This is a genomic window from Pseudomonas sp. H2_A10 (assembly GCF_054680085.1).
This window is the reverse complement of sequence record NZ_CP162821.1, coordinates 5,788,621-5,811,901: the sequence shown is the minus strand read 5'-3', so window position 1 is coordinate 5,811,901 and position 23,281 is coordinate 5,788,621. Positions and strand designations below refer to the sequence as shown.

The window sequence follows — 23,281 nt, the reverse complement described above, 5'->3', positions numbered from 1 at the left end:
ATTAATATCGCGCACTGACGAACCTGGCGCCTCCCGCATGAAAAGCAAACCCTCACTGCCGCTTGCCTACCGCTTCGCCGTTACCTCGCGCGTGCTGGCCGCTGTCATCGGCGGTTACCTGATGGCGTCCCTGGCCAGTATCTGCCTGGCTCTGTGGCTGCCCACTTCCCGTGCGGATGCGGTAATCACCGGCATGTTGAGTTCCTTTGTGTTCTATCTGCTGGCGATGTTGTGGTGCTTTGCCTGCCGCACCGCGTGGCGCGCCTGGTTGGGTGTGATGCTGCCGAGCGCGGCGTTTGCGACGCTGGCTGGAGTAGGTTTTTGGATGACGCGCACATGAAAGAGGGATTTCGCCAGGCCATGGCCTGGTTGCACACCTGGGCTGGATTGGTCTTCGGCTGGCTGCTGTTTGCGATTTTCCTGACGGGCACCCTTTCCTATTTCAAGGATGAGATCAGTCACTGGATGCAACCCGAAGTGCAGGCCCATGCAGTGGACGATGCGCGCAGCCTCGGCGTCGCGCAAAACTACCTGCAGCACGTTGCGCCCGACGCCGCCCGCTGGATCATCACCTTGCCCAATAGCCGCGACCCTGGGCTCTTGGTGATGTGGCAAGACAAGCTCGACCCCGGCAAACGCGGCAATTTCACTCAAAAGACCCTTGATCCAACCAATGCGCAAGCCGTAGAGGCCCGTGACAGCATGGGCGGCGAGTTTTTCTACCGCTTCCACTTCCAGCTGCAAATGCCGCACCCGTGGGGCCGCTGGTTGTCGACGTTCGCGGCGATGGTGATGTTCCTCGCACTGATCACCGGCATCATCACCCACAAGAAGATTTTCAAGGACTTCTTCACCTTCCGCCCCCGCAAAGGCCAGCGCTCCTGGCTCGACGGGCATAACGCGGTGGGGGTGCTGGTGCTGCCGTTCCACCTGATGATCACCTACAGCAGCTTGGTGATCTTCATGACCATGGTGATGCCGGCGCCGATCCTGGCTTCCTATGGCGGTGATGCCCGTGCCTTCTTCAATGAGGTGTTCCCGGCCAGCAACAATGCGCCGGCCCAGGGTGTGCCGGGCAAGTTGCTGCCGCTGCCGGCGCTGTACGAGCAAGCGCGGGCGCAGTGGGCGGGCGGGCATGTCGGGCGTATCGCGGTGAATAATCCCAGTGATGTGAACGCGTCGGTCAATATGTTCCGCGCAGGTTCCGACAAGGTGGTGCATGACTTCGGCAGTGTCGTGCAATTCAACGGCACCACCGGTGAACTGTTGCAGGTCAGCGACGAGCAGTCGCTGCCGACGCTCGTCGCCGGCGGTTTCTTCGGCCTGCACATGGGGCATTTCGCCGGGCCGGTATTGCGCTGGTTGTACTTTATCTGCGGCTTGGCGGGCACGGCGATGATCGGCACCGGGCTGGTGATATGGCTGGGCAAGCGCCAGCTCAAGCACGCCAAGACGGCCGTGATGCCATTTGAATTGCGGCTGGTGGAAGTGCTGAACATTGCCAGCATGTCCGGCTTGTTGATCGCCATCGCGGCATTCTTTTGGGCCAACCGCCTGCTGCCGGTGAGCTTCGCCGAGCGTTCCGGTTGGGAGGTGCAGACCTTCTTTATCGCCTGGGGCCTGAGCCTGTTGCACGCGGTCCTGCGTCGTGGTCGTCAGGCTTGGGTGGAACAGTTGGGCTTCGCCGCGCTGCTGTTTATGGCCGTACCGCTGCTCAATGCACTCACTACATCCCAACATTTGGGTGTGTCCCTGGTCCGGGGCGACTGGGCCATGGCCGGTTTCGACCTGACCTGCCTGGCCAGCGGCGCATTCCTCGCCTGGGCGGCCTGGAAGATGCAACGCCGCACGGTGCCGCAGCCCAAGGCGCAACGGCCGCGCCCGCTGCACCTCAAGCAGGAGGCGAACTGAATGTTGCTCGCGCTCTTGATGTGTTACGCGGGGTTCACCGCGTTGTGCCTGGCCACAGACCGCCATCACGGCGAACTGCTCCACAGCAAGCCGTCGCCGCGTCGGCGCCAGGGGTTGCGCCTGGCGGGGTGGGCGCTGCTGGCCATTGCGATCTGGCCCGCCGTGAGTGCCGACGGTTGGGCACTGGGCCTGGTGGAGTGGTGCGCGGTGCTGATGCTCAGCGCGCTGCTGCTGGTGCTGTTGTTGCCTTATCGGCCAAGGCTGGCCTTGATCCTGGCGGGCGTCGGCCTGCTGGTCAGCCCCGTTGCGGCCTTCGCCGCCCTCTGAGCCCTGCCATGATGATCAGCCCCCCATCCGAACCCCAGGACAGCCCGCAGGCTGACGTGGCGGGCGGGCGTGCGCATTTCTTGCAGGTGTTTTTGTCGCAGCGCTCGCAGATGGAAGCCCTGGTCAGCCGACGCGTGGGCTGTCGCGCCACGGCGGCCGACCTGGTGCAGGACCTGTTCCTGCGCTTCTGGCGCCGCCCGCTGGTGCAGGTCGAAGAACTCAGCACCTACCTGCTGCGCTGCGCCGGCAATATCGCCATCGACCACCTGCGCAGCGAAGGCGCCCGCGTGCGCAGCAGCGAAGGCTGGTTACCCGAGCAGCAGGATCACCAGGGCTGCGAACCCCAGGCCGCGCTGGAGGCGGGCAACGATTTGCGCCATGTTGAGGCCGCCTTGCGCAGCCTGCCCGAGCGCACTCGCCAGATTTTCCTGCTCAACCGTATCCACGGGCGCAAGTACGCGCAAATCGCCAAGGCCATGGGCCTGTCCCAAAGTGCCGTGGAAAAACATATGATGCGTGCCCTCGAAGCCTGCAAGGCCAGCCTTCGTGAACCATCGCCCCCACGTACGCCAGGGAAAGCACCGTGAACGTCACCCCGACGCCCGACCAGGAACACGCCGCCCTGGCCTGGCTGAGCCTGTTGCATGACCAGCCCAGCAGTGGCGACCAGGCAACGTTCAACCGCTGGCTGCGTGCCGACCCCGCCCACGTCGAGGCTTACGCCCAGGCCCAGGTGGCGTGGGAATTGAGCGAAGTGCCCGCGCTTAAACTGGCGGGCGAAGACGCCCTGGCGCTGCAGGGCTATCTCAACGCGATGCATACCTCCAAGCGCTCGCGTGTAATGCGCTGGTCCGGCGCCCTGGCCCTGGCCGCCTGCCTGCTGCTGATGGTGTCGATGGGTGCCGGTTGGCAGCCGTCGCGTTGGGTCGATGACTTTGGCGCCGATTACGTCACGGCGGTCGGGGAGGTGAAAACCGTCACCCTGGCGGATAAATCCCAAGTCACCCTCGACGCCGACAGCGCGATTGCCGTGGATTTCACCCATGGCGAGCGGCATATCCAACTGCGTCGCGGCGCCGGTTTTTTCCGCGTGGCGCATACCGGCCAGTCGTTTGTGGTGGAGGCGGGCAGCGGCGAAGCACGAGTGCTCGGCACGCAGTTTGAAGTGCGCTTGCAACCGGCGGGGGCTGAGGTGACGGTGTTGTCCGGTCGGGTCGGCGTTACGCCGTCCAAACAGGGCCGGCAGCAGATTCTTACGGCAGGCCAGCACGTCGCCTACGCCGATGGCATGGCTGAGCCCCCGCAGGCGGTGGACAGCGAGTCGCGCCTGGCCTGGCGCGAAGGTTGGCTCAATTATTACAAGGCGCCGCTGGCTGATGTGATCAAGGACCTAGCGCGCTACTACCCTGGGCGCATCCTGCTGCTCAACGAAGAGATGGGCGCCAGGCGCGTCAGCGGCAGCTTCCCGAGCAAAGACCCGCAAGCGGTGCTTAATGCGTTGCAGGCGGTGCTGGGGTTTGAGCAGCACAACGTGCTGGGGCGGATGATCGTGGTGCGCTGATCACTTCAGCGCCGCCATGATCGCATCTGGGTTGTAATCGCGAATCAGCGTGCCATTGACGTCCACAAACGGAATCCCGCCGCCGCCCAGCGCCTCGTACGCCTTGCGCGCCGAGGCGTCTTTCTCGATATCGAATGCCTTGTACGCAATGCCTTTTTGATCGAGGAAGCGGCGGATCTGTTTGCAGTAACCGCACCACTCGGTAGCGTAGAGCACCACGCGCGCCGAAGCCCGCACCTGCTCCGACGCCACCTGCGACGGGTTGAACAGCCGCTCGACCTTGCCCCAGTTCTGGATCGCCACCACCACCAGTAATACCAACAGGACTTTCTTGAATACGGTGCCCAGCATCAATTACGGCGCTTGAGCTGGTCGGTCAGTTGGGTCGGCAGGCCCTTGATGATCAAGGTGCCGGCGGCTTCGTCGTATTCGATCTTGTCGCCCAGCAGGTGCGCTTCAAAACTGATCGACAGGCCCTCGGCGCGGCCGGTGAAGCGGCGGAACTGGTTGAGGGTGCGCTTATCGGCGGGGATTTCCGGCGAGAGGCCGTAGTCCTTGTTGCGGATGTGGTCGTAAAACGCTTTAGGCCGATCTTCATCGATCAACCCCGAGAGTTCTTCCAGGCCCATGGGTTCGCCGAGCTTGGCCTGGCTGCTGGCGTAGTCCACCAGGGTCTTGGTTTTTTCGCGCGCGGACTCGTCCGGCAGGTCTTCGCTTTCAACGAAGTCACTGAAGGCCTTGAGCAGGGTGCGCGTCTCGCCCGGGCCGTCGACACCTTCCTGGCAGCCGATAAAGTCACGGAAGTACTCCGAGACCTTCTTGCCGTTCTTGCCCTTGATAAACGAAATGTACTGCTTGGACTGTTTGTTGTTCTGCCACTCGGACACGTTGATCCGCGCCGCCAGGTGCAGTTGGTCCAGGTCCAGGTGACGGGACGGGGTCACGTCCAGCTCATCGGTCACCGCCACGCCTTCGCTATGGTGCAGCAGGGCGATGGCCAGGTAGTCGGTCATGCCTTGCTGGTAATGGGCAAACAGCACGTGGCCGCCGGTGGAAAGGTTGGACTCTTCCATCAGCTTTTGCAGGTGCTCGACCGCCGTGCGGCTGAAGGTGGTGAAGTCCTGGCCACCGTCGAAATACTCCTTCAACCAACCGCTGAACGGGTGCGCGCCGGACTCGGCATGGAAGAACCCCCAGGCCTTGCCTTGTTTGGCGTTGTAGCTCTCGTTGAGGTCGGCGAGCATGTTCTCGATGGCCGCCGATTCGGACAGCTCCGAATCACGGGCGTGGAGAACTGCGGGTGTGCCGTCGGGTTTTTTGTCGATCAGGTGGACGATGCAATGACGGATCGGCATAGGCTTCTCGGCTGGTTGAAGGGGAGCGTCTGGCCTCCCCGAAAAGTCGCCCAGTGTACCGCACCCATTGGCCAAGACACGCGTCGAAGGCGGTTTTGACCGCTGTCCGACCGGGCATATGCCTTTTTTTCACGGTTTAGAGCGATAAAGCTGACCAAATGGGTAGGTAGAGGCGGATATTTCCCCGTCTCTGTGCTAGTTTTGCCCCGTCTTACGCCATGTCTCGGCGTTAAGCGTGCATTCAGCATCTGTCAGGTCGAACCAATCCCCGTTTCAAGCATCTATAACCCCGATCTTCGAGGTTATAAGCCTGGGGTGCCAGGCCTAGACGGTCGGGCTCGACGGCTGACACTGCACTCTGCAATCCATATGAATTTGATAGGGAAGGAACACCACAATGGCTATTACTAAAGACCAACTGATCGCTGACCTGGCTGAAGCAGTAGACGCACCGAAAACTACCGTGCGCGCTCTGCTGGACCAACTGAGCCAAGTTGTTGCTGATCAGCTGGAAAACGGCGGCGAAATCACTCTGCCAGGCGTTGGCAAACTGAAAGTGACCGAGCGTCCTGCCCGTACTGGCCGTAACCCTTCGACTGGCGCTGCCATCGAAATCGCTGCCAAGAAAGTTATCAAGCTGGTTGTGGCCAAAGGCCTGACCGACGCTGTTAACAAGTAAGACGCAGCAAAAAAAACCGTGCTCCGGAGCGATCCGGGCACGGTTTTTTGTTGCCTGCGATTTTATCGGGGTAGCTGGCTCATGGTGGTGAGCAAGCTCCCTTACACCTCTGGCTTAGTCACGCACCCAGCGCTGGCGCCAGATCTGCTGTTCGTTCTTGGTCTGGAAGGTCCAGGCCACGAAGCGGCTTTGCTTTTGCCCCTGGGACATCTCCACCACCTGGCTTTCCAGCACGCCGGCTTTTTTCAGGGCGGTCTCGATCGCAGGCAAGTTCGACGCTTTGGACACCAGGGTACTGAACCACAACACCTTGTGGGCAAAGTGCGCGCTCTCGGCGATCAACTGCGTCACAAAGCGTGCTTCGCCGCCTTCGCACCACAGTTCAGCCGATTGGCCGCCGAAGTTCAGCACCGGCAATTTACGCTTGGGGTCGGCCTTGCCCAGGGCGCGCCATTTACGCTCGCTGCCTTTGGTGGCTTCGTCCATGGACGCATGGAAGGGCGGGTTGCACATCGTCAGGTCAAAGCGTTCGCCCGGCTCCAGCAGGCCCAACAGAATCTGCTTGGGGTTGGGCTGCTGGCGCAACTGGATGACCTTGCTCAGGTCATTGGACTGCACGATGGCCTTGGCGGCGGACACGGCGATCGGGTCGACCTCCGAGCCCAGGAAGTTCCAGCGGTATTCCATGTAGCCAATCAGCGGATAGACGCAGTTGGCGCCCATGCCGATGTCCAGCACCTTGACGATTGAGCCGCGCGGGATCTTGCCGTCATTGGTACTTGCCAGCAGGTCGGCGAGGAAGTGCACGTAGTCGGCACGCCCCGGCACCGGCGGGCACAGGTAGTCCTGCGGGATGTCCCAGTGCTGGATGCCATAGAAAGCCTTGAGCAACGCCCGGTTGAACACGCGCACCGCATCCGGGCTGGCGAAGTCGATGCTCTCCTTGCCATAGGGGTTGAGGATCACATACTGCGCCAGTTCCGGCGTGGTCTTGATCAGCGCCGGGAAGTCGTAACGGCCAGTGTGACGGTTGCGCGGATGCAGGGTAGCCTCTTTGCGCGGTACCACGGGCTTGGCCGTGGCGGCGGTTTTAGGTTTCTTGCGCGGAGGTTTTGGCGTGCTGGGGGCGGTCATGATGATTCTGGTGTTGGCTCAAAGTGGTGGGCATTGTCACACATTCCTGAGATCAACTCGTTCAAATGTGGGAGGGGGCTTGTTCCCGATAGCCGTCTATCAGTCAATACATGTCTGGCTGGCAGACCGCCATCGGGGGCAAGCCCCCTCCCACATTGACCGCGTTGACGGCAGTAGGTGGGAATATCCAGGCAAAAAAAGAGACCCGAAGGTCTCTTTTTCACACGGTTCAGGCCTTACAGGCTGGAAATCCGCGCGTGTTGCTCGGCCAGCTTGCCCAACGCCTGTTCCGCTTCAGCCAGTTTGGCGCGCTCCTTGTCGATTACTTCAGCCGGCGCCTTGTCGACGAACGCCGCGTTGGACAGCTTGCCGGCCACACGTTGCACTTCGCCTTGCAGGCGCAGGATCTCCTTGTCGAGACGGGCCAGTTCCGCGCCCTTGTCGATCAGGCCGGCCATCGGCACCAGCACTTCCATCTCGCCAACCAGTGCGGTGGCGGACAGCGGCGCGTCGGCGCCTTCGGCCAAAACGGTGATCGATTCCAGCTTCGCCAGCTTTTTGAGCAGGGCGTCGTTCTCGCTGAGGCGACGCTGGTCTTCAACGCTGGCGTTCTTCACGAACACCGCCAGTGGTTTGCCTGGCCCGATGTTCATCTCGGCGCGGATGTTGCGCGTGCCGAGCATCAAGGTCTTGAGCCATTCGATATCGCTTTCGGCGGCTTCATCGATGCGCGCTTCATTGGCCACTGGCCAAGGCTGCAGCATGATGGTCTTGCCTTCGATACCGGCCAGCGGCGCCAGGCGCTGCCAGATTTCTTCAGTGATGAACGGCATGAACGGGTGCGCCAGGCGCAGCGCCACTTCCAATACGCGCACCAGGGTGCGACGCGTGCCGCGCTGGCGTTCGACCGGCGCGTTTTCGTCCCACAGTACCGGCTTGGACAGCTCCAGGTACCAGTCGCAATATTGGTTCCAGATGAACTCGTACAAGGCCTGTGCGGCCAGGTCGAAACGGAACTGGTCGAGTTGGCGGGTCACTTCGGCTTCGGTGCGTTGCAGTTGCGAGATGATCCAGCGATCAGCCAGGCTCAGTTCAACGGCTTCGCCGTTCTGGCCGCAGTCTTCGCCTTTATCCAGCACGTAGCGCGCGGCGTTCCAGATTTTGTTGCAGAAGTTGCGATAGCCTTCGACGCGGCCCATGTCGAACTTGATGTCGCGACCGGTGGACGCCAGCGAGCAGAAGGTGAAGCGCAGGGCGTCGGTGCCGTAGCTGGCGATGCCGTCGGCGAATTCGTCGCGGGTCTGCTTCTCGATCTTCTTCGCCAGTTTCGGCTGCATCAGGCCCGAGGTGCGTTTCTGCACCAGGGTTTCCAGGTCAATGCCGTCGATGATGTCCAGCGGGTCCAGCACGTTGCCCTTGGACTTGGACATCTTCTGGCCCTGGCCGTCGCGCACCAGGCCGTGTACGTACACAGTCTTGAACGGTACCTGCGGCGTGTCGTCCTCGTTTTTCACCAAATGCATGGTGAGCATGATCATCCGGGCAACCCAGAAGAAAATGATGTCGAAGCCGGTGACCAGCACATCGGTGGAGTGGAATTTCTTGAGGAACTCGGTCTGCTGCGGCCAACCCAGGGTGGAGAACGTCCACAGGCCCGAACTGAACCAGGTGTCCAGCACGTCGTTGTCCTGTTGCAGCGCGATGTCCGCGCCGAGGTTGTGCTTGGCGCGCACTTCGGCTTCGTCGCGGCCCACATAGACCTTGCCCGACTCGTCGTACCACGCCGGAATGCGGTGGCCCCACCACAGTTGACGGCTGATGCACCAATCCTGGATGTCGCGCATCCACGAGAAGTACATGTTTTCGTACTGTTTAGGCACGAACTGGATGCGGCCATCTTCCACGGCGGCAATCGCAGGCTCGGCCAGCGGTTTGGTGGACACGTACCACTGGTCGGTCAGCCAAGGCTCGATCACGGTGCCGGAGCGGTCGCCCTTCGGCACTTTCAGCGCGTGGTCGTCGACGCTCACCAGCAAACCCACGGCGTCGAAGGCCGCGACGATCTGCTTGCGCGCTTCAAAACGGTCAAGGCCGGCGTATTCGGCCGGGATCTGGCCGTCGATGCTGTCGTTCAGCGTGCCGTCCAGGTTGAATACCTGGCAGGCCGGCAATACGGCGGCATTTTTGTCGAAGATGTTCAGCAGCGGCAGGTTGTGGCGCTTGCCGACTTCGTAGTCGTTGAAATCGTGGGCCGGGGTAATTTTCACGCAGCCGGTGCCGAATTCAGGGTCGCAGTAGTCGTCTGCGATGATCGGGATGCGGCGGCCAACCAGCGGCAGCTCGACAAACTTGCCGATCAGCGCCTGGTAGCGCTCGTCGTTCGGGTTAACCGCTACGGCGGCATCGCCGAGCATGGTTTCCGGACGGGTGGTGGCGACGATCAGGTAATCGTTGCCCTCGGCGGTCTTGGCGCCGTCGGCCAGTGGGTATTTAAGGTTCCACAGGAAGCCTTTCTCGTCGTGGTTTTCCACTTCGAGGTCGGAAATCGCCGTGTGCAACTTGGTATCCCAGTTGACCAGGCGCTTGCCGCGGTAGATCAGGCCGTCTTCATGCAGGCGCACGAAGGCTTCTTTCACGGCGTCCGACAGGCCGTCGTCCATGGTGAAGCGCTCGCGGCTCCAGTCGACGGACGAGCCCAGGCGACGGATCTGCCGACTGATATTGCCGCCCGACTGGTCTTTCCATTCCCAGACTTTTTCCAGGAATTTCTCGCGGCCCAGGTCGTGACGGTTCTGGCCAGTGGCTTCGAGTTGACGCTCCACCAGCATCTGCGTGGCGATACCGGCGTGGTCGGTACCCGGCTGCCACAGGGTGTCGCGACCCTGCATGCGGCGGAAACGGATCAACGCATCCATGATCGCATTGTTGAAGCCATGGCCCATGTGCAGGCTGCCAGTGACGTTCGGTGGCGGGATCATGATGGTGTAGGACTCGCCCGCACCTTGCGGAGCGAAATAGTTCTCGGACTCCCAGGTGTTGTACCAGGAAGTTTCAATTGCGTGCGGCTGGTAGGTCTTATCCATGCGCGGCGGGACCCTAGTTGGCATTTATTCAGGAAAGCCGGCAAGTATAACGGGGGATAGGGCGCAGGGCGAGGTTGAGCTGTGTGCGGGGCAAATGTGGGAGGGGGCTTGCTCCCGATAGCGCGGTGACAGTCAAAAATATTGAGACTGATGCACCCTCATCGGGGGCAAGCCCCTCCCACAGGGGATAGGTGTGGCTTAAGATTGGTACTGGCTAAGCAACCGCTCCATCCGCGCATCCATCCGGCGTTTGATCTCGGTTTCGATATGCGGGGCAAAGTCGTCGATCACGTCTTGCATGATCAATTGCGCGGCGGCGCGCAGTTCGTTGTCCAGGTGCAGCAGCAAGGCGTCGGGTGCCTTATCGGCAGGCGCGGCTTCCACGACGACGGGGGCCTCGACGCTCGGTGCCGGCGCGGCGGGCTTGCCGCCCACCATGTCGAACAACAGCGGAATCTGTACCTCGCCATCGACCGGTTCGGTCAGCAGCGGCGGTTGTAAGTCATCATCACCCAGCAACTTGCGGATCGACTCGAGATCGTCCAGCAGGTGGTCATCTTTTTTTACGGGGTTGGAAGTGTCCATCGTGTGCTCAAAGTCGTTGTAGCCGGTGATCTTGCAAAGGATAGCCCTGTTCGCGGTAGAAACGGAAACTCTCCCGCGCGGCCTGACGAATAGCCGGATCCTCCACCACCACTTCCGCCACGCGGGCGAACGCCTTGGCAAAGGGCGGTACTTTCAGGTCCAGGTTGACCAGCAGGTCGTGGTGAGCGCCGCAACCGTCGCCCAAACCCAGTACAACCAGGCCTTCGGGTTCCGATTCGGCGGGGCCGTGGGGCACGAAGCTCTCGCCCTTGAAGCGCCACAGGCGGGCGTCGAGTTCATCGCGTTGGGCGCCATCGCTGCAATGCAGGTAGATGCGGTGGCCCATGCGCCAGGCTTTTTCGGTGAGCTTGCAGGCAAAGTCCAGGCGCGCGAGCGGGTCGGCGCTGGGCAATATATAGAAGTCGACTTGGGTCATTGCGGTTCCTGAGACCGGAGCGGTGTGTTGGCCGCCCCGGCATCTTCAGTTTCAGGCTTTGGCGCGATCCAGCAGGTACTGGGTCAGCAGGGGAACCGGACGACCGGTGGCGCCCTTGTCCTTGCCGCCGCTGGTCCAGGCGGTGCCGGCGATGTCCAGGTGCGCCCAGTTGAAGTTCTTGGCAAAGCGCGACAGGAAGCAGGCCGCCGTGATGGTGCCGGCTTTCGGGCCGCCGATGTTGGCGATGTCGGCGAACGGGCTGTCCAGTTGCTCCTGGTACTCATCGAACAGCGGCAGTTGCCAGGCGCGGTCATCGGCGGCCTTGCCGGCACTGAGCAGTTGCTCGATCAGCTCGTCGTTGTTGCCCAGCAGCCCCGAGGTGTGGGAGCCCAGGGCAACGATGCATGCGCCGGTCAGGGTGGCGATGTCGATCACCGCCTGCGGCTTGAAACGCTCGGCGTAGGTCAGCGCATCGCACAGCACCAGGCGGCCTTCGGCGTCGGTGTTGAGGATCTCGACGGTCTGGCCGCTCAGGGTGGTGACGATGTCGCCTGGGCGAGCCGCGCCGCCGCTCGGCATGTTCTCGGCACAGGCCAGGATGCACACCAGGTTGATCGGCAGCTTGAGTTCCAGTACGGCTCGCAGGGTGCCGAACACGCTGGCGGCACCGCCCATGTCGTATTTCATCTCGTCCATGCCCGCGCCCGGCTTGAGGCTGATGCCGCCGGTGTCGAAGGTAATGCCTTTGCCCACCAGGGCGTAAGGCTTCTCGGACTTCTTGCCGCCGTTGTATTGCATCACGATCAGGCGTGGCGGCTGGTCGCTGCCCTGGCCCACGGCGTAGAACGAGCCCATGCCCAGTTCCTTGATCTTTTTCTCGTCCAGGACTTCAACTTTCAGGCCCTTGAACTCTTTACCCAGTGCCTTGGCCTGTTCGCCCAGAAAGGTGGGGTGGCAGATGTTCGGCGGCAGGTTGCCCAGGTCGCGGGTGAACGACATGCCGTTGGCAATGGCGGTAGCGTGGGTCACGGCGCGCTGGACTTCAGCCTGGGCGGCCTTGATGGTCAGCAGGGTGATTTTCTTCAGGGCGCGGGGTTCGGCTTTCTGGCTCTTGAACTGGTCGAAGGTATAACCGCCGTCTACTAGTGACTCGGCCAGCAGGCGGGTCTTGCCGTAGCTGTCGCGGCCTTTGACCACGATTTCATCGAGTGCCAGCGTGGCATCGCCGCCGCCCAGGCCCTTGAGGGTGTTGAGGATGCCGCTGACGATCTTGCGGAATGGGCGGTCGCCCAGTTCTTCGTCCTTGCCCACGCCCACCAGCAATACGCGGTCGGCCTTGAGGTTGGGCAGGCTTTGCAGCAGCAGGCTCTGGCCGACTTTGCCGGCCAGGTCGCCGCGCTTGAGCACCGCGCTGATGGCGCCGCCGCTGAGTTCGTCGAGTTGCTTGGCGGCCACGCCGAGCTTGCGACCTTCGCCGATGGCGACCACGAGGGTGGCGGTTTTCAACGTTTCGGGGCTAACGCTTTTTACAACCAATTCCATTTTCGGGTCCCTTATATAAGGTCTGGGAGCCTGGCGTATGTACCCAGGCTTTAAAGCGTGGCGGCTGAGTCAATCACCCGCGACAAAGGCCGCAGTTTGAACCTCGCAAGCAAAGCCTGACAACCCTTGGCGCATGCTTTGTACCTACGCATGAGGTTGCGCAGTGACAGGCGCGATCAATCACAGGATAATGCGCCATCTTTTTAGCCGGCCCTTGTAAATGGGCTGACTCGGTATGCTTGCTTGTTTGGCCGCCTTAGCCTGACAACCCTGGAGTGTCTGGTTTGATCGTCTTCCGTTATCTGTCCCGCGAAGTCCTATTGACCCTGAGTGCCGTGAGCGCGGTATTGCTGGTCATCATCATGAGTGGGCGTTTCGTCAAATACCTGGCCCAGGCCGCTTCCGGCGCCCTGGACCCGGGCTCGCTGTTCCTGATCATGGGCTTTCGCCTGCCGGGGTTCCTGCAGCTGATTTTGCCGCTGGGCCTGTTCCTCGGGATCCTGCTGGCGTATGGCCGCCTGTACCTCGAAAGCGAAATGACCGTGCTCTCGGCCACCGGCATGAGCCAACAGCGCCTGCTGGGCATGACCATGATCCCGGCCGCCGGCGTCGCGTTGATCGTGGCCTGGCTGAGCCTGAGCCTGGCCCCCCAGGGCGCGATGCAATTTCAGTTGGTATTGAACAAGCAGGATGCGATGACTGAGTTCGACACCCTCGAGCCGGGCCGTTTCCAGGCACTCAATGACGGCACTCGGGTGACCTACACCGAAACCCTCACCGAAGACCGCGCCAACCTGGGCGGGGTGTTCATCTCTGAGAAACGCCTGGGCCAGGACAAGAAGGACCGCGGCATTTCGGTGCTGGTGGCCGACTCGGGCCGCCAGGAAGTGCGCCCGGACGGCAGTCGCTACCTGATCCTGGAAAACGGTTACCGCTATGACGGCAGCCCCGGCCAGGCCGATTACCGCGCCATCAAGTACGACACCTATGGCGTATTGCTCGCCCGCCCGGATGTCAGCAGTGAAGTCACCGACCGCGATGCGATCCCCACGCAAGACCTGTTGGGCAGCAAGGAACTGCGCTCCATCGCCGAGCTGCAATGGCGTATTTCCCTGCCGCTGCTGGTGTTTATCGTGACCCTGATGGCCGTACCGCTGTCGCGCGTCAACCCGCGCCAGGGTCGCTTCCTCAAACTGTTGCCGGCGATCCTGCTGTATATGGCTTACCTCACCATCCTGATCTCCGCCCGTGGCTCCCTGGAAAAAGGCAAGCTGTCGCCAACCCTGGGCTTGTGGTGGGTGCACGGGATCTTCCTGGTGATCGGCCTGGGGCTGCTCTACTGGGAACCTATCCGTTTGAAAATGATGAGCCGTCGCGGCCAGAAGGAGTTGGCTCGTGGTTAAGCTCGACCGCTACATTGGTAGCAGCGTCCTGATCGCCATCCTGGCGGTTCTGGGCATCATCCTGGGCCTGGCCTCGCTGTTCGCCTTCATTGATGAGGTGGGCAACGTCAGCGACACCTACACCGTGTGGGATGTGATGAGCTACGTGGCGCTCACCGCGCCGCGTCGCCTGTACGACATGATGCCGATGGCGGCGTTGATCGGCTGTCTGATCGGCCTTGGCAGCCTGGCCAGCAACAGCGAACTGACCATCATGCGTGCCGCCGGGGTGTCCGTCGGCCGTATCGTCTGGGCGGTGATGAAGCCCATGCTGCTGCTGATGCTGTGCAGCGTGCTGATCGGTGAATATGTCGCGCCGCCGGCTGAAAGCACCGCCCAGGCCAACCGTGCCCTGGCCCAGGGTTCAGGCGATGCGCAAAGTGCCAAGCATGGCCTGTGGCACCGCCAGGGTGACGAGTTCATCCATATCAACGCCGTGCAACCGGGCGGCCTGTTGATCGGCGTCACGCGCTATACCTTCGACAAAGAACGCCACATGCTGTCGTCCAGCTTCGCCAAACGTGCGCAGTACGGCGACGAAAAATGGCAGCTGAGCGACATCACCACCACCTACTTCCGCAATGTCGGCCAAGGCACCAAGGCCAGCACCGAAGTGATCAATTCGCCCAGCGAAGAATGGGACATCGCGCTCAAGCCCGAATTGCTCAATACCGTGGTGATGATCCCCGAAAGCCTGCCGATCTCCGGGTTGTGGGGCTATATCCACTACTTGAAGGATCAGGGGCTCAATAACGGCCGCTACTGGCTGGCGTTCTGGGTCAAGGTGTTGCAGCCGGTGGTCACCGCCGCGCTGGTGCTGATGGCCATCTCGTTCATCTTCGGTCCGTTGCGTTCCGTGACCCTCGGCCAGCGCGTATTTACCGGCGTGTTGGTGGGTTTCACCTTCCGCATCGCCCAGGACCTGCTTGGCCCATCGAGCCTGGTGTTCGGTTTCTCGCCGCTGTTTGCGGTGCTGGTGCCCACCGCCATCTGCGCCCTTGCCGGGTTCTGGCTGTTGCGCCGGGCCGGTTGATAGCGCGCTTATGAACAAAAAATGCCCCGGTCGAGAGATCGGGGCATTTTTGTTCTGGTCAGCAAAGATGACGTCTGGCCTGAGCATCAGGTACAATTCCCGGCTATTTTTCAGCGGGCAATCTGCCTGCAGCCTTTTTGAGTGTTGATCCGTGAGTGATTTGAGTCATATCCGCAATTTCTCCATCATCGCCCACATTGACCATGGTAAGTCGACGCTGGCCGATCGATTCATCCAGATGTGCGGCGGCCTTGCCGAGCGTGAAATGGAAGCCCAGGTGCTGGATTCCATGGACCTCGAACGCGAGCGCGGGATCACCATCAAGGCCCACAGCGTTACCCTGTACTACACCGCCCGAGACGGCATCAAGTATCAGCTGAACTTCATTGACACCCCTGGCCACGTCGACTTCACCTATGAAGTCAGCCGCTCCCTGGCGGCCTGCGAAGGTGCGCTGCTGGTGGTGGACGCGGGGCAGGGCGTTGAAGCCCAGTCCGTGGCCAACTGCTATACCGCGATCGAGCAAGGCCTGGAAGTCATGCCGGTACTGAACAAGATCGACCTGCCACAGGCCGATCCGGACCGGGTAAAAGAAGAAATCGAAAAAATCATCGGGATTGATGCCACCGACGCCGTCGAGTGCAGCGCCAAGACCGGCCTGGGCGTCGACGAAGTGCTCGAGCGCCTGGTCAAGACCATCCCCGCACCCACCGGCAATATCGAAGATCCGCTGCAGGCGTTGATCATCGACTCCTGGTTCGACAACTACCTGGGCGTCGTTTCCCTGGTACGCGTGCGCCATGGCCGTGTGAAGAAGGGCGACAAGATCCTGGTCAAGTCCACCGGCAAGATCCACCTGGTGGACAGCGTCGGTGTATTCAACCCGAAACACACCGCCACCGTTGACCTGAAAGCCGGTGAAGTCGGCTTCATCATCGCCGGCATCAAGGACATCCACGGTGCCCCGGTGGGTGACACCCTGACCTTGAGCTCCACCCCGGACGTCGACGTGCTGCCAGGCTTCAAGCGTATCCAGCCGCAAGTCTATGCCGGCCTGTTCCCGGTCAGCTCGGACGATTTCGAAGACTTCCGCGAAGCCCTGCAAAAGCTCACCCTCAACGATTCGTCGTTGCAGTACACCCCGGAAAGCTCCGATGCCCTGGGCTTTGGCTTCCGTTGCGGGTTCCTCGGCATGCTGCACATGGAGATCATCCAGGAGCGCCTCGAGCGCGAATACGACCTGGACCTGATCACCACCGCGCCAACCGTTATTTTCGAGTTGTTGCTGAAAAACGGTGAAACGATTTACGTCGACAACCCGTCCAAGCTTCCAGACCTGTCCTCCATTGAAGACATGCGCGAGCCGATCGTGCGGGCCAATATTCTTGTGCCGCAGGAACACCTGGGCAACGTCATTACCCTGTGTATCGAAAAGCGTGGCGTGCAGCACGACATGCTGTTCCTCGGTACCCAGGTGCAAGTGACCTACGATTTGCCGATGAACGAAGTGGTCCTGGACTTCTTCGACCGTCTCAAATCCACCAGTCGCGGCTATGCTTCGCTGGATTACCATTTCGACCGGTACCAATCGGCCAATCTGGTAAAGCTGGACGTATTGATCAACGGCGACAAGGTCGATGCACTGGCACTGATCGTGCACAAGGACAACGCGCACTACAAAGGGCGCCAGTTGACCGAAAAGATGAAAGAACTGATTCCGCGCCAGATGTTCGACGTTGCGATCCAGGCCGCCATTGGCGGGCAGATCATCGCGCGGACCTCCGTCAAGGCTCTCAGAAAGAACGTACTGGCCAAATGCTACGGCGGTGACGTAAGCCGTAAGCGCAAGCTGCTTGAGAAGCAAAAGGCCGGTAAAAAACGCATGAAGCAAGTGGGCAACGTGGAAATTCCACAAGAAGCCTTCCTTGCGGTGCTCAGGTTGGATAGTTAGGTCCTATGTCACTAAATTTCCCGCTGTTGCTGGTCATCGCCGTTGCCGTTTGCGGCCTCCTGGCGTTGCTCGATCTGGTGTTCTTCGCCCCGCGTCGGCGCTCGGCTATCGCGTCCTATCAGGGCAGCGTCAGCCAGCCCGATGCGGTGGTGGTCGAGAAGCTGAACAAAGAGCCTTTGCTGGTTGAATACGGCAAGTCGTTCTTCCCGGTGTTGTTCATCGTGCTGGTGCTGCGTTCGTTCCTGGTGGAGCCGTTTCAGATCCCTTCGGGGTCGATGAAGCCTACCCTGGACGTGGGCGACTTCATCCTGGTGAACAAGTTTTCCTACGGGATTCGCCTGCCGGTGATCGACAAGAAGGTCATCGAAGTCGGCGACCCGCAGCGCGGTGATGTGATGGTGTTCCGCTACCCGAGCGATCCCAACGTCAACTACATCAAGCGTGTCGTGGGCCTGCCGGGCGACGTGATTCGCTACACCAGCGACAAGCGCCTGTTTATCAACGGTGAGTCGGTGGCCGAAAAACTGCTCGGTTCCGAACCGAACAGCCTGGGCAGCGCCGAGCTGTATCAGGAGAAACTCGGTGCGGTAGAGCATGAAATCCGCAAGGAAATGACCCGCTACCGCGCCATGCCTGATGGCCAATGGAAAGTGCCGGCCGGGCACTATTTCATGATGGGCGACAACCGTGACAACTCCAATGACAGCCGCTACTGGGATGACCCCACTATTCCCAAAGAGCTGCTGGGCATGGTTCCCGACCAGAATATCGTCGGCAAGGCCTTCGCGGTCTGGATGAGCTGGCCGGAACCCAAGCTGAGTCACCTGCCTAACTTCTCGCGGGTCGGGCTGATCAAGTAATACAAGCGGCGCTGTGAACACAGCGCCGAGTGCTTTTCTGGGGTTGGGACAAATCTGGCCTGCCCCGTGCGACACCAATCAGGATTTGAATTTGAATACTGCGTCAATCGTCGATGGCCGCCGGTGCCACGAACTCGATATGCATCAACCAGGTATGGCTAAACAGTGACCGTTTCTCTCAGTCGTCTCGAGCGCCAGCTCGGTTACACCTTCAAGGATCAGGAATTGATGATCCTTGCCCTCACACACCGCAGCTTTGCAGGGCGCAACAACGAGCGCCTGGAATTCCTCGGTGATGCCATCCTCAATTTTGTCGCCGGTGAAGCGCTGTTCGAGCGCTTCCCGCAAGCCCGTGAAGGCCAGTTGTCGCGCCTTCGTGCCCGCCTGGTCAAAGGCGAGACCCTGGCCGTGCTGGCCCGTGGTTTCGGCCTGGGCGAATACCTGCGCCTGGGGTCCGGTGAATTGAAGAGCGGTGGTTTCCGCCGCGAATCGATCCTGGCCGATGCCCTCGAGGCGCTGATCGGTGCGATCTACCTGGATGCAGGCATGGAAGCGGCCAAGGAGCGCGTCACCGCGTGGCTGACCTCCGAGATCGAAAGCCTCACCCTGGTCGACACCAACAAAGACCCCAAGACCCGCCTGCAGGAATTTTTGCAGTCGCGCGGGTGCGAACTGCCACGCTACGAAGTGGTGGATATCCAAGGTGAGCCGCATTGCCGCGTGTTCTTCGTGGAATGTGAAATCACCTTACTGAATGAAAAAAGCCGAGGTCAGGGTGTGAGCCGTCGTATTGCCGAACAGGTAGCGGCCGCTGCAGCACTGATTGCCCTGGGCGTGGAGAATGGCCATGACTGATTCAACCGCAACACGCTGTGGCTACGTTGCCATTGTTGGCCGCCCGAACGTGGGCAAGTCCACGCTGCTGAACCACATCCTCGGCCAAAAGCTCGCGATCACCTCGCGCAAGCCGCAGACCACCCGCCACAACATGCTGGGCATCAAGACCGAAGGCAGCGTGCAGGCCGTGTATGTCGACACCCCGGGCATGCACAAGGGCGGCGAAAAAGCCCTCAACCGCTACATGAACAAAACCGCGTCGGCCGCGTTGAAAGACGTCGACGTGGTGATCTTCGTGGTCGACCGCACCAAGTGGACCGACGAAGACCAGATGGTCCTGGAGCGTGTGCAGTACGTGACCGGCCCGTTGATCGTCGCGCTGAACAAGACCGACCGCATCGAAGACAAAGCCGAGCTGATGCCACACCTGAGCTGGCTGCAGGAACAGCTGCCGAACGCGCAGATCATCCCGATCTCGGCGCAGCATGGCCACAACCTGGATGCCCTGGAGCGCGTGATCGCCCAGCACCTGCCGGAGAACGAGCACTTCTTCCCGGAAGACCAGATCACCGACCGCAGCAGCCGCTTCCTTGCCGCCGAACTGGTGCGCGAGAAAATCATGCGCCAGATGGGCGCCGAGCTGCCGTACCAGATCACCGTCGAAATCGAAGAGTTCAAGCAACAGGGCAAGACCCTGCATATCCATGCGCTGATCCTCGTCGAACGCGACGGCCAGAAGAAAATCATCATTGGCGACAAGGGTGAGCGCATCAAGCGCATCGGCACCGAGGCGCGCAAGGACATGGAATTGCTGTTCGATTCCAAGATCATGCTCAACCTGTGGGTGAAGGTGAAAGGTGGCTGGTCCGATGACGAGCGTGCGCTGCGCTCCCTGGGCTATGGCGACCTGTAAGGACACCGCAGGGCAAAAAATGTGGGAGGGGGCTTGCCCCCGATAGCGGTGGGTCAGTTAATAGATAAGTGACTGAACCACCGCCATCGGGGGCAAGCCCCCTCCCACATTAGGTTTGTATTGTTTTCAAGATAGAGAACCCATGTCCCAATCCCCACCCCCAGCCAACTCGCCTACGTCCTGCACAGCCGCGCCTACCGCGAGACGAGCGCCCTGGTGGACTTCCTCACGCCCCAGGGCCGCCTGCGCGCAGTGTTGCGCAGCGCGCGGGGCAAGGCGGGCACGCAGGCACGGCCCTTCGTGGCGTTGGACGTGGAGTTTCGTGGCAAGGGCGAGCTGAAAAACGTCGGCCGGCTGGAAAGCGTCGGCACCTCCGCCTGGCTCAATGGCGATGCGCTGTTCAGCGGTCTCTACCTCAATGAACTGCTGATCCGCCTGCTGCCCGCCGAAGACCCGCATCCGGCGGTCTTCGATCATTACGCCGCCACCCTGTTGGCCCTGGCCGAAGGTCGCCCGTTGGAACCACTGCTGCGCGCATTCGAATGGCGCCTGCTGGATGACCTGGGCTACGGCTTCGAACTGAACAACGACCTGCATGGCGACCCCATCGCCGCCGACGGCATGTACCGTCTGCAAGTGGACGCGGGCCTGGAGCGCGTGTACCTGCTTCAGCCGGGCCTGTTCCAGGGCACCGAATTGCTCGCCATGAGCGAAGCGGACTGGTCGGCCCCTGGCGCGTTGTCGGCCGCCAAGCGCTTGATGCGCCAGGCCCTGGCTGTGCATTTGGGCGGACGGCCGCTGGTCAGCCGCGAGTTGTTTCGAAAGCCCTGACAACCCCGTGTATGCTGTGCAGCGTTTCTTTCCCCTTTCAGGAGCGCTTCCGTGACCACCAGCAATCGCATTCTTCTCGGCGTCAACATCGACCACGTCGCTACCCTGCGCCAGGCTCGGGGCACTCGTTACCCTGACCCGGTCAAGGCCGCGCTGGATGCCGAAGAAGCAGGCGCCGACGGCATCACGGTGCACCTGCGCGAAGACCGCCGCCACATTCAGGAGCGCGACGTGCTGCTGCTCAAGGACGTGCTGCAAACCCGCATGAACTTCGAAATGGGTGTCACCGAAGAAATGATGGCCTTCGCCGAGCGCATTCGTCCGGCGCATATCTGCCTGGTCCCGGAAACCCGCCAGGAACTCACCACCGAAGGCGGTCTGGATGTGGCCGGCCAGGAAGCGCGGATCAAGGCTGCCGTGGAGCGGCTGTCGAAGCTCGGCAGTGAAGTGTCGCTGTTCATCGACGCCGACGAGCGCCAGATCGAAGCCTCGCGCCGGGTCGGCGCGCCGGCCATCGAACTGCACACCGGCCGTTACGCGGATGCCACCACGCCCACTGAAGTGGCCGATGAGCTGCAACGCATCATCGACGGTGTGAACTGCGGGCTTGGCGAAGGCCTGATCGTCAACGCCGGCCATGGCCTGCATTACCACAACGTGGAAGCGGTGGCCGCGATCAAGGGCATCAACGAACTGAACATCGGCCATGCGCTGGTGGCCCATGCACTGTTCGTCGGCTTCAAAGGCGCGGTTGCCGAGATGAAAGCCCTGATTCTGGCGGCCGCCAAGGGCTGATCGGGCCACTGCGGCAATGCGAAGCCTTACTGTTTAGCCGATGCAGGTGTATCGTATCTGCCCTTTGCAGGCCACTGGCCTGCGGCTGATACGTGAGGTTGTTGTGTCCCGATCCTTTTCCCGTCGACAAATCCTGGGTGGCCTTGCGGGCCTGGCCGTAGTCGGTGCCGGCGCTGGCGGCGCCTACCGCTACTGGCTGGGAAAAGTCGCCGACGCCGAGGCGGGGCACGACTACGAGCTGATTGCCGCACCGTTGGACGTGGAACTGGTGCCGGGCCACAAGACCCCCGCCTGGGCCTTCGGCCCGTCGGCACCGGGCACCGAGTTGCGTGTGCGCCAGGGCGAATGGCTGCGGGTGCGTTTCATCAACCACCTGCCGGTCGCCACCACCATCCACTGGCACGGTATCCGTCTGCCGCTGGAAATGGACGGCGTGCCCTACGTCTCGCAACTGCCGGTGCTGCCCGGTGAGTACTTCGACTACAAATTCCGGGTGCCCGACGCCGGCAGCTATTGGTATCACCCCCATGTGAACAGCAGCGAAGAACTCGGCCGTGGCCTGGTCGGCCCGCTGATCGTGGAAGAGCGCGAACCCACCGGCTTCAAGTACGAACGCACCCTCAGCCTGAAAAGCTGGCACGTGGACGAGGAAGGCGCCTTCGTGGCCTTCAGCATTCCCCGTGAGGCGGCGCGCGGCGGCACGGCCGGCCGGCTGTCGACCATCAATGGTGTGTCCCAGGCGGTGATCGATTTGCCGGCCGGGCAGATCACGCGCGTACGCCTGCTCAACCTCGACAACACCCTGACCTATCGCCTCAACATTCCGGACGTTGAAGCGCAGATCTACGCATTGGATGGCAACCCCATCGAACCGCGCCCCCTCGGCAAAGAATACTGGCTGGGCCCCGGCATGCGTATCTGCCTGGCGATCAAGGCGCCGCCGGCGGGTGAAGAGTTGTCGATCCGTAACGGCCCGGTGCGCCTGGGCACCTTCCGCTCGGTGGCCAACACCGACGCGCCCACCCAGTGGCCGCCTGCATTGCCGGCCAACCCCGTGGCCGAACCGGACCTGGCCAATGCCGAGAAACTCAACTTCAATTTCGAATGGGTCGGCTCGGTGTCGGTGGACAACGGCAAGCCGCCCAGTTTGTGGCAGATCAACGGCCAGGCCTGGGACATCACCGACAAGACCTGTGCCGATCGCCCGATTGCCAAACTGGAAAAGGGCAAGAGCTACATTTTTGAATTGAAGAACATGACCCAGTACCAGCACCCGATCCACCTGCACGGCATGAGCTTCAAGGTGATCGCCTCGAACCGCCACAAGGTGATCCCGTATTTCACCGACACCTACCTGCTGGGCAAGAACGAGCGCGCTCGGGTGGCGTTGGTGGCGGATAACCCGGGTGTGTGGATGTTCCACTGCCACGTGATCGACCATATGGAAACCGGCCTGATGGCCGCCATCGAGGTGGCGTGATGCGCCAGATCCGCCCCGCCGCGATCATCGACCGCAGCCGCGACCAGCACTTCATGCGCCAAGCGCTGGCCCTCGCCGCCCAAGGCGCCGCGCTGGGCGAAGTGCCGGTGGGCGCGGTGCTGGTGCAGGACGGTGAAATCATCGGCCGCGGCTTCAACTGCCCGATCAGCGGCAACGACCCCAGCGCCCATGCCGAAATGGTCGCCATCCGCGCCGCCGCGCAAGCCATCAGCAACTATCGCCTGGTGGGCAGCACGCTGTATGTGACGCTGGAACCGTGCAGCATGTGCGCGGGTTTGATCGTACATTCGCGCGTGGCGCGGGTGGTGTTCGGTGCGCTGGAGCCCAAGGCGGGTATCGTGCAGAGCCAGGGGCAATTTTTTACCCAGGGGTTTCTCAACCATAAGGTTCTGTATGAAGGCGGCGTATTGGCCGAGGAGTGCGGGACGGTCCTGAGCGAATTCTTCAAAGCCCGAAGAGCAAAAACACCACTGTCTAAAGAACACTGAGGGCCCCCTCCCACATT

General features: G+C 61.5%; 23 protein-coding genes. 16 read left to right on the top strand and 7 right to left on the bottom strand.

Going from position 1 to position 23,281, the window contains the following annotated elements; translation table 11 throughout:
• Window positions 1-37 precede the first annotated feature (37 nt).
• The 5 genes from AB4O23_RS27015 to AB4O23_RS26995 are packed head-to-tail and all read left to right on the top strand — an operon-like array spanning window position 38 to window position 3,799.
• Window positions 38-340, top strand: a complete 303-nt coding sequence (locus AB4O23_RS27015) for a DUF3649 domain-containing protein (RefSeq protein WP_017526254.1) — start codon at window positions 38-40, stop codon at window positions 338-340.
• Window positions 337-1,911, top strand: a complete 1,575-nt coding sequence (locus AB4O23_RS27010) for a PepSY-associated TM helix domain-containing protein (RefSeq protein WP_460061442.1) — start codon at window positions 337-339, stop codon at window positions 1,909-1,911. The genes AB4O23_RS27015 and AB4O23_RS27010 overlap by 4 nt, the downstream gene beginning before the upstream one ends.
• Window positions 1,912-2,238, top strand: coding sequence for a DUF3325 domain-containing protein (locus AB4O23_RS27005; RefSeq protein WP_017526256.1), 327 nt, complete (start codon window positions 1,912-1,914; stop codon window positions 2,236-2,238).
• Window positions 2,239-2,246: 8 nt separating this feature from the next.
• Window positions 2,247-2,825, top strand: coding sequence for an RNA polymerase sigma factor (locus AB4O23_RS27000; protein ID WP_017526257.1), 579 nt, complete (start codon window positions 2,247-2,249; stop codon window positions 2,823-2,825).
• A complete protein-coding gene (locus AB4O23_RS26995; protein WP_017526258.1) occupies window positions 2,822-3,799 on the top strand; it encodes a FecR family protein in 978 nt (325 codons plus the stop codon). Before AB4O23_RS27000 ends, AB4O23_RS26995 begins: the two co-directional genes overlap by 4 nt.
• Here the strand turns inward: AB4O23_RS26995 and AB4O23_RS26990 are convergent, their stop codons facing one another.
• Together AB4O23_RS26990 and yejK are read right to left on the bottom strand one after the other, a co-directional pair.
• On the bottom strand, window positions 3,800-4,150 hold the full coding sequence (locus tag AB4O23_RS26990) for a glutaredoxin family protein (RefSeq protein WP_065877241.1): 351 nt from the start codon (window positions 4,148-4,150) through the stop codon (window positions 3,800-3,802).
• Entirely contained in the window at window positions 4,150-5,154 is a 1,005-nt protein-coding gene (yejK, locus tag AB4O23_RS26985) for a nucleoid-associated protein YejK (RefSeq protein ID WP_460150334.1), read from the bottom strand. Before yejK ends, AB4O23_RS26990 begins: the two co-directional genes overlap by 1 nt.
• A gap of 397 nt (window positions 5,155-5,551) precedes the next feature.
• Here yejK and AB4O23_RS26980 point away from each other — a divergent pair, with 397 nt between their 5' ends.
• Window positions 5,552-5,833, top strand: a complete 282-nt coding sequence (locus AB4O23_RS26980) for an HU family DNA-binding protein (RefSeq protein ID WP_003188840.1) — start codon at window positions 5,552-5,554, stop codon at window positions 5,831-5,833.
• 114 nt (window positions 5,834-5,947) lie between these two features.
• On the opposite strand, the gene rlmF is transcribed toward AB4O23_RS26980, so the two are convergent.
• The 5 genes from rlmF to AB4O23_RS26955 all read right to left on the bottom strand — a co-directional run bounded on the left by rlmF (window position 5,948) and on the right by AB4O23_RS26955 (window position 12,613).
• Window positions 5,948-6,967, bottom strand: coding sequence for a 23S rRNA (adenine(1618)-N(6))-methyltransferase RlmF (rlmF, locus tag AB4O23_RS26975; protein ID WP_065877240.1), 1,020 nt, complete (start codon window positions 6,965-6,967; stop codon window positions 5,948-5,950).
• A gap of 236 nt (window positions 6,968-7,203) precedes the next feature.
• Window positions 7,204-10,050, bottom strand: a complete 2,847-nt coding sequence (locus AB4O23_RS26970; RefSeq protein WP_460061436.1) for a valine--tRNA ligase — start codon at window positions 10,048-10,050, stop codon at window positions 7,204-7,206.
• Between the two features lie 198 nt (window positions 10,051-10,248).
• Entirely contained in the window at window positions 10,249-10,635 is a 387-nt protein-coding gene (locus AB4O23_RS26965; protein ID WP_137219958.1) for a DNA polymerase III subunit chi, read from the bottom strand.
• A 7-nt stretch (window positions 10,636-10,642) separates the two neighbouring features.
• Entirely contained in the window at window positions 10,643-11,071 is a 429-nt protein-coding gene (locus AB4O23_RS26960) for a DNA polymerase III subunit chi (RefSeq protein ID WP_065877238.1), read from the bottom strand.
• Window positions 11,072-11,122: 51 nt separating this feature from the next.
• On the bottom strand, window positions 11,123-12,613 hold the full coding sequence (locus tag AB4O23_RS26955; RefSeq protein WP_017526264.1) for a leucyl aminopeptidase: 1,491 nt from the start codon (window positions 12,611-12,613) through the stop codon (window positions 11,123-11,125).
• Between the two features lie 284 nt (window positions 12,614-12,897).
• On the opposite strand from AB4O23_RS26955, the gene lptF reads away from it, so the two are divergent.
• The 10 genes from lptF to tadA all read left to right on the top strand — a co-directional run bounded on the left by lptF (window position 12,898) and on the right by tadA (window position 23,264).
• Window positions 12,898-14,016 carry an LPS export ABC transporter permease LptF gene (lptF, locus tag AB4O23_RS26950; RefSeq protein ID WP_017526265.1) on the top strand — a complete coding sequence of 373 codons (1,119 nt, stop codon included), beginning with the start codon at window positions 12,898-12,900 and terminating at the stop codon, window positions 14,014-14,016.
• Window positions 14,009-15,088, top strand: a complete 1,080-nt coding sequence (lptG, locus tag AB4O23_RS26945; protein ID WP_017526266.1) for an LPS export ABC transporter permease LptG — start codon at window positions 14,009-14,011, stop codon at window positions 15,086-15,088. Before lptF ends, lptG begins: the two co-directional genes overlap by 8 nt.
• A gap of 151 nt (window positions 15,089-15,239) precedes the next feature.
• On the top strand, window positions 15,240-17,039 hold the full coding sequence (gene lepA / locus AB4O23_RS26940; RefSeq protein WP_017526267.1) for a translation elongation factor 4: 1,800 nt from the start codon (window positions 15,240-15,242) through the stop codon (window positions 17,037-17,039).
• Between the two features lie 5 nt (window positions 17,040-17,044).
• Window positions 17,045-17,899 carry a signal peptidase I gene (lepB, locus tag AB4O23_RS26935; RefSeq protein WP_017526268.1) on the top strand — a complete coding sequence of 285 codons (855 nt, stop codon included), beginning with the start codon at window positions 17,045-17,047 and terminating at the stop codon, window positions 17,897-17,899.
• Between the two features lie 165 nt (window positions 17,900-18,064).
• Window positions 18,065-18,754 (top strand): ribonuclease III, encoded by a 690-nt coding sequence (gene rnc, locus AB4O23_RS26930; RefSeq protein ID WP_017526269.1) that lies wholly within the window; start codon window positions 18,065-18,067, stop codon window positions 18,752-18,754.
• Window positions 18,747-19,649 carry a GTPase Era gene (gene era, locus AB4O23_RS26925; RefSeq protein WP_017526270.1) on the top strand — a complete coding sequence of 301 codons (903 nt, stop codon included), beginning with the start codon at window positions 18,747-18,749 and terminating at the stop codon, window positions 19,647-19,649. The genes rnc and era overlap by 8 nt, the downstream gene beginning before the upstream one ends.
• A 150-nt stretch (window positions 19,650-19,799) precedes the next feature.
• Window positions 19,800-20,480, top strand: coding sequence for a DNA repair protein RecO (recO, locus tag AB4O23_RS26920; protein ID WP_460070324.1), 681 nt, complete (start codon window positions 19,800-19,802; stop codon window positions 20,478-20,480).
• Window positions 20,481-20,531: 51 nt separating this feature from the next.
• Window positions 20,532-21,275: a pyridoxine 5'-phosphate synthase gene (pdxJ, locus tag AB4O23_RS26915; RefSeq protein WP_065877236.1), complete on the top strand. Its 744-nt coding sequence runs from the start codon at window positions 20,532-20,534 to the stop codon at window positions 21,273-21,275.
• Between the two features lie 103 nt (window positions 21,276-21,378).
• Window positions 21,379-22,755, top strand: coding sequence for a multicopper oxidase family protein (locus AB4O23_RS26910; RefSeq protein WP_135196394.1), 1,377 nt, complete (start codon window positions 21,379-21,381; stop codon window positions 22,753-22,755).
• Complete coding sequence (gene tadA, locus AB4O23_RS26905; RefSeq protein ID WP_065877234.1) at window positions 22,755-23,264, top strand: tRNA adenosine(34) deaminase TadA; 510 nt, start codon at window positions 22,755-22,757, stop codon at window positions 23,262-23,264. Before AB4O23_RS26910 ends, tadA begins: the two co-directional genes overlap by 1 nt.
• Window positions 23,265-23,281 lie beyond the last annotated feature (17 nt).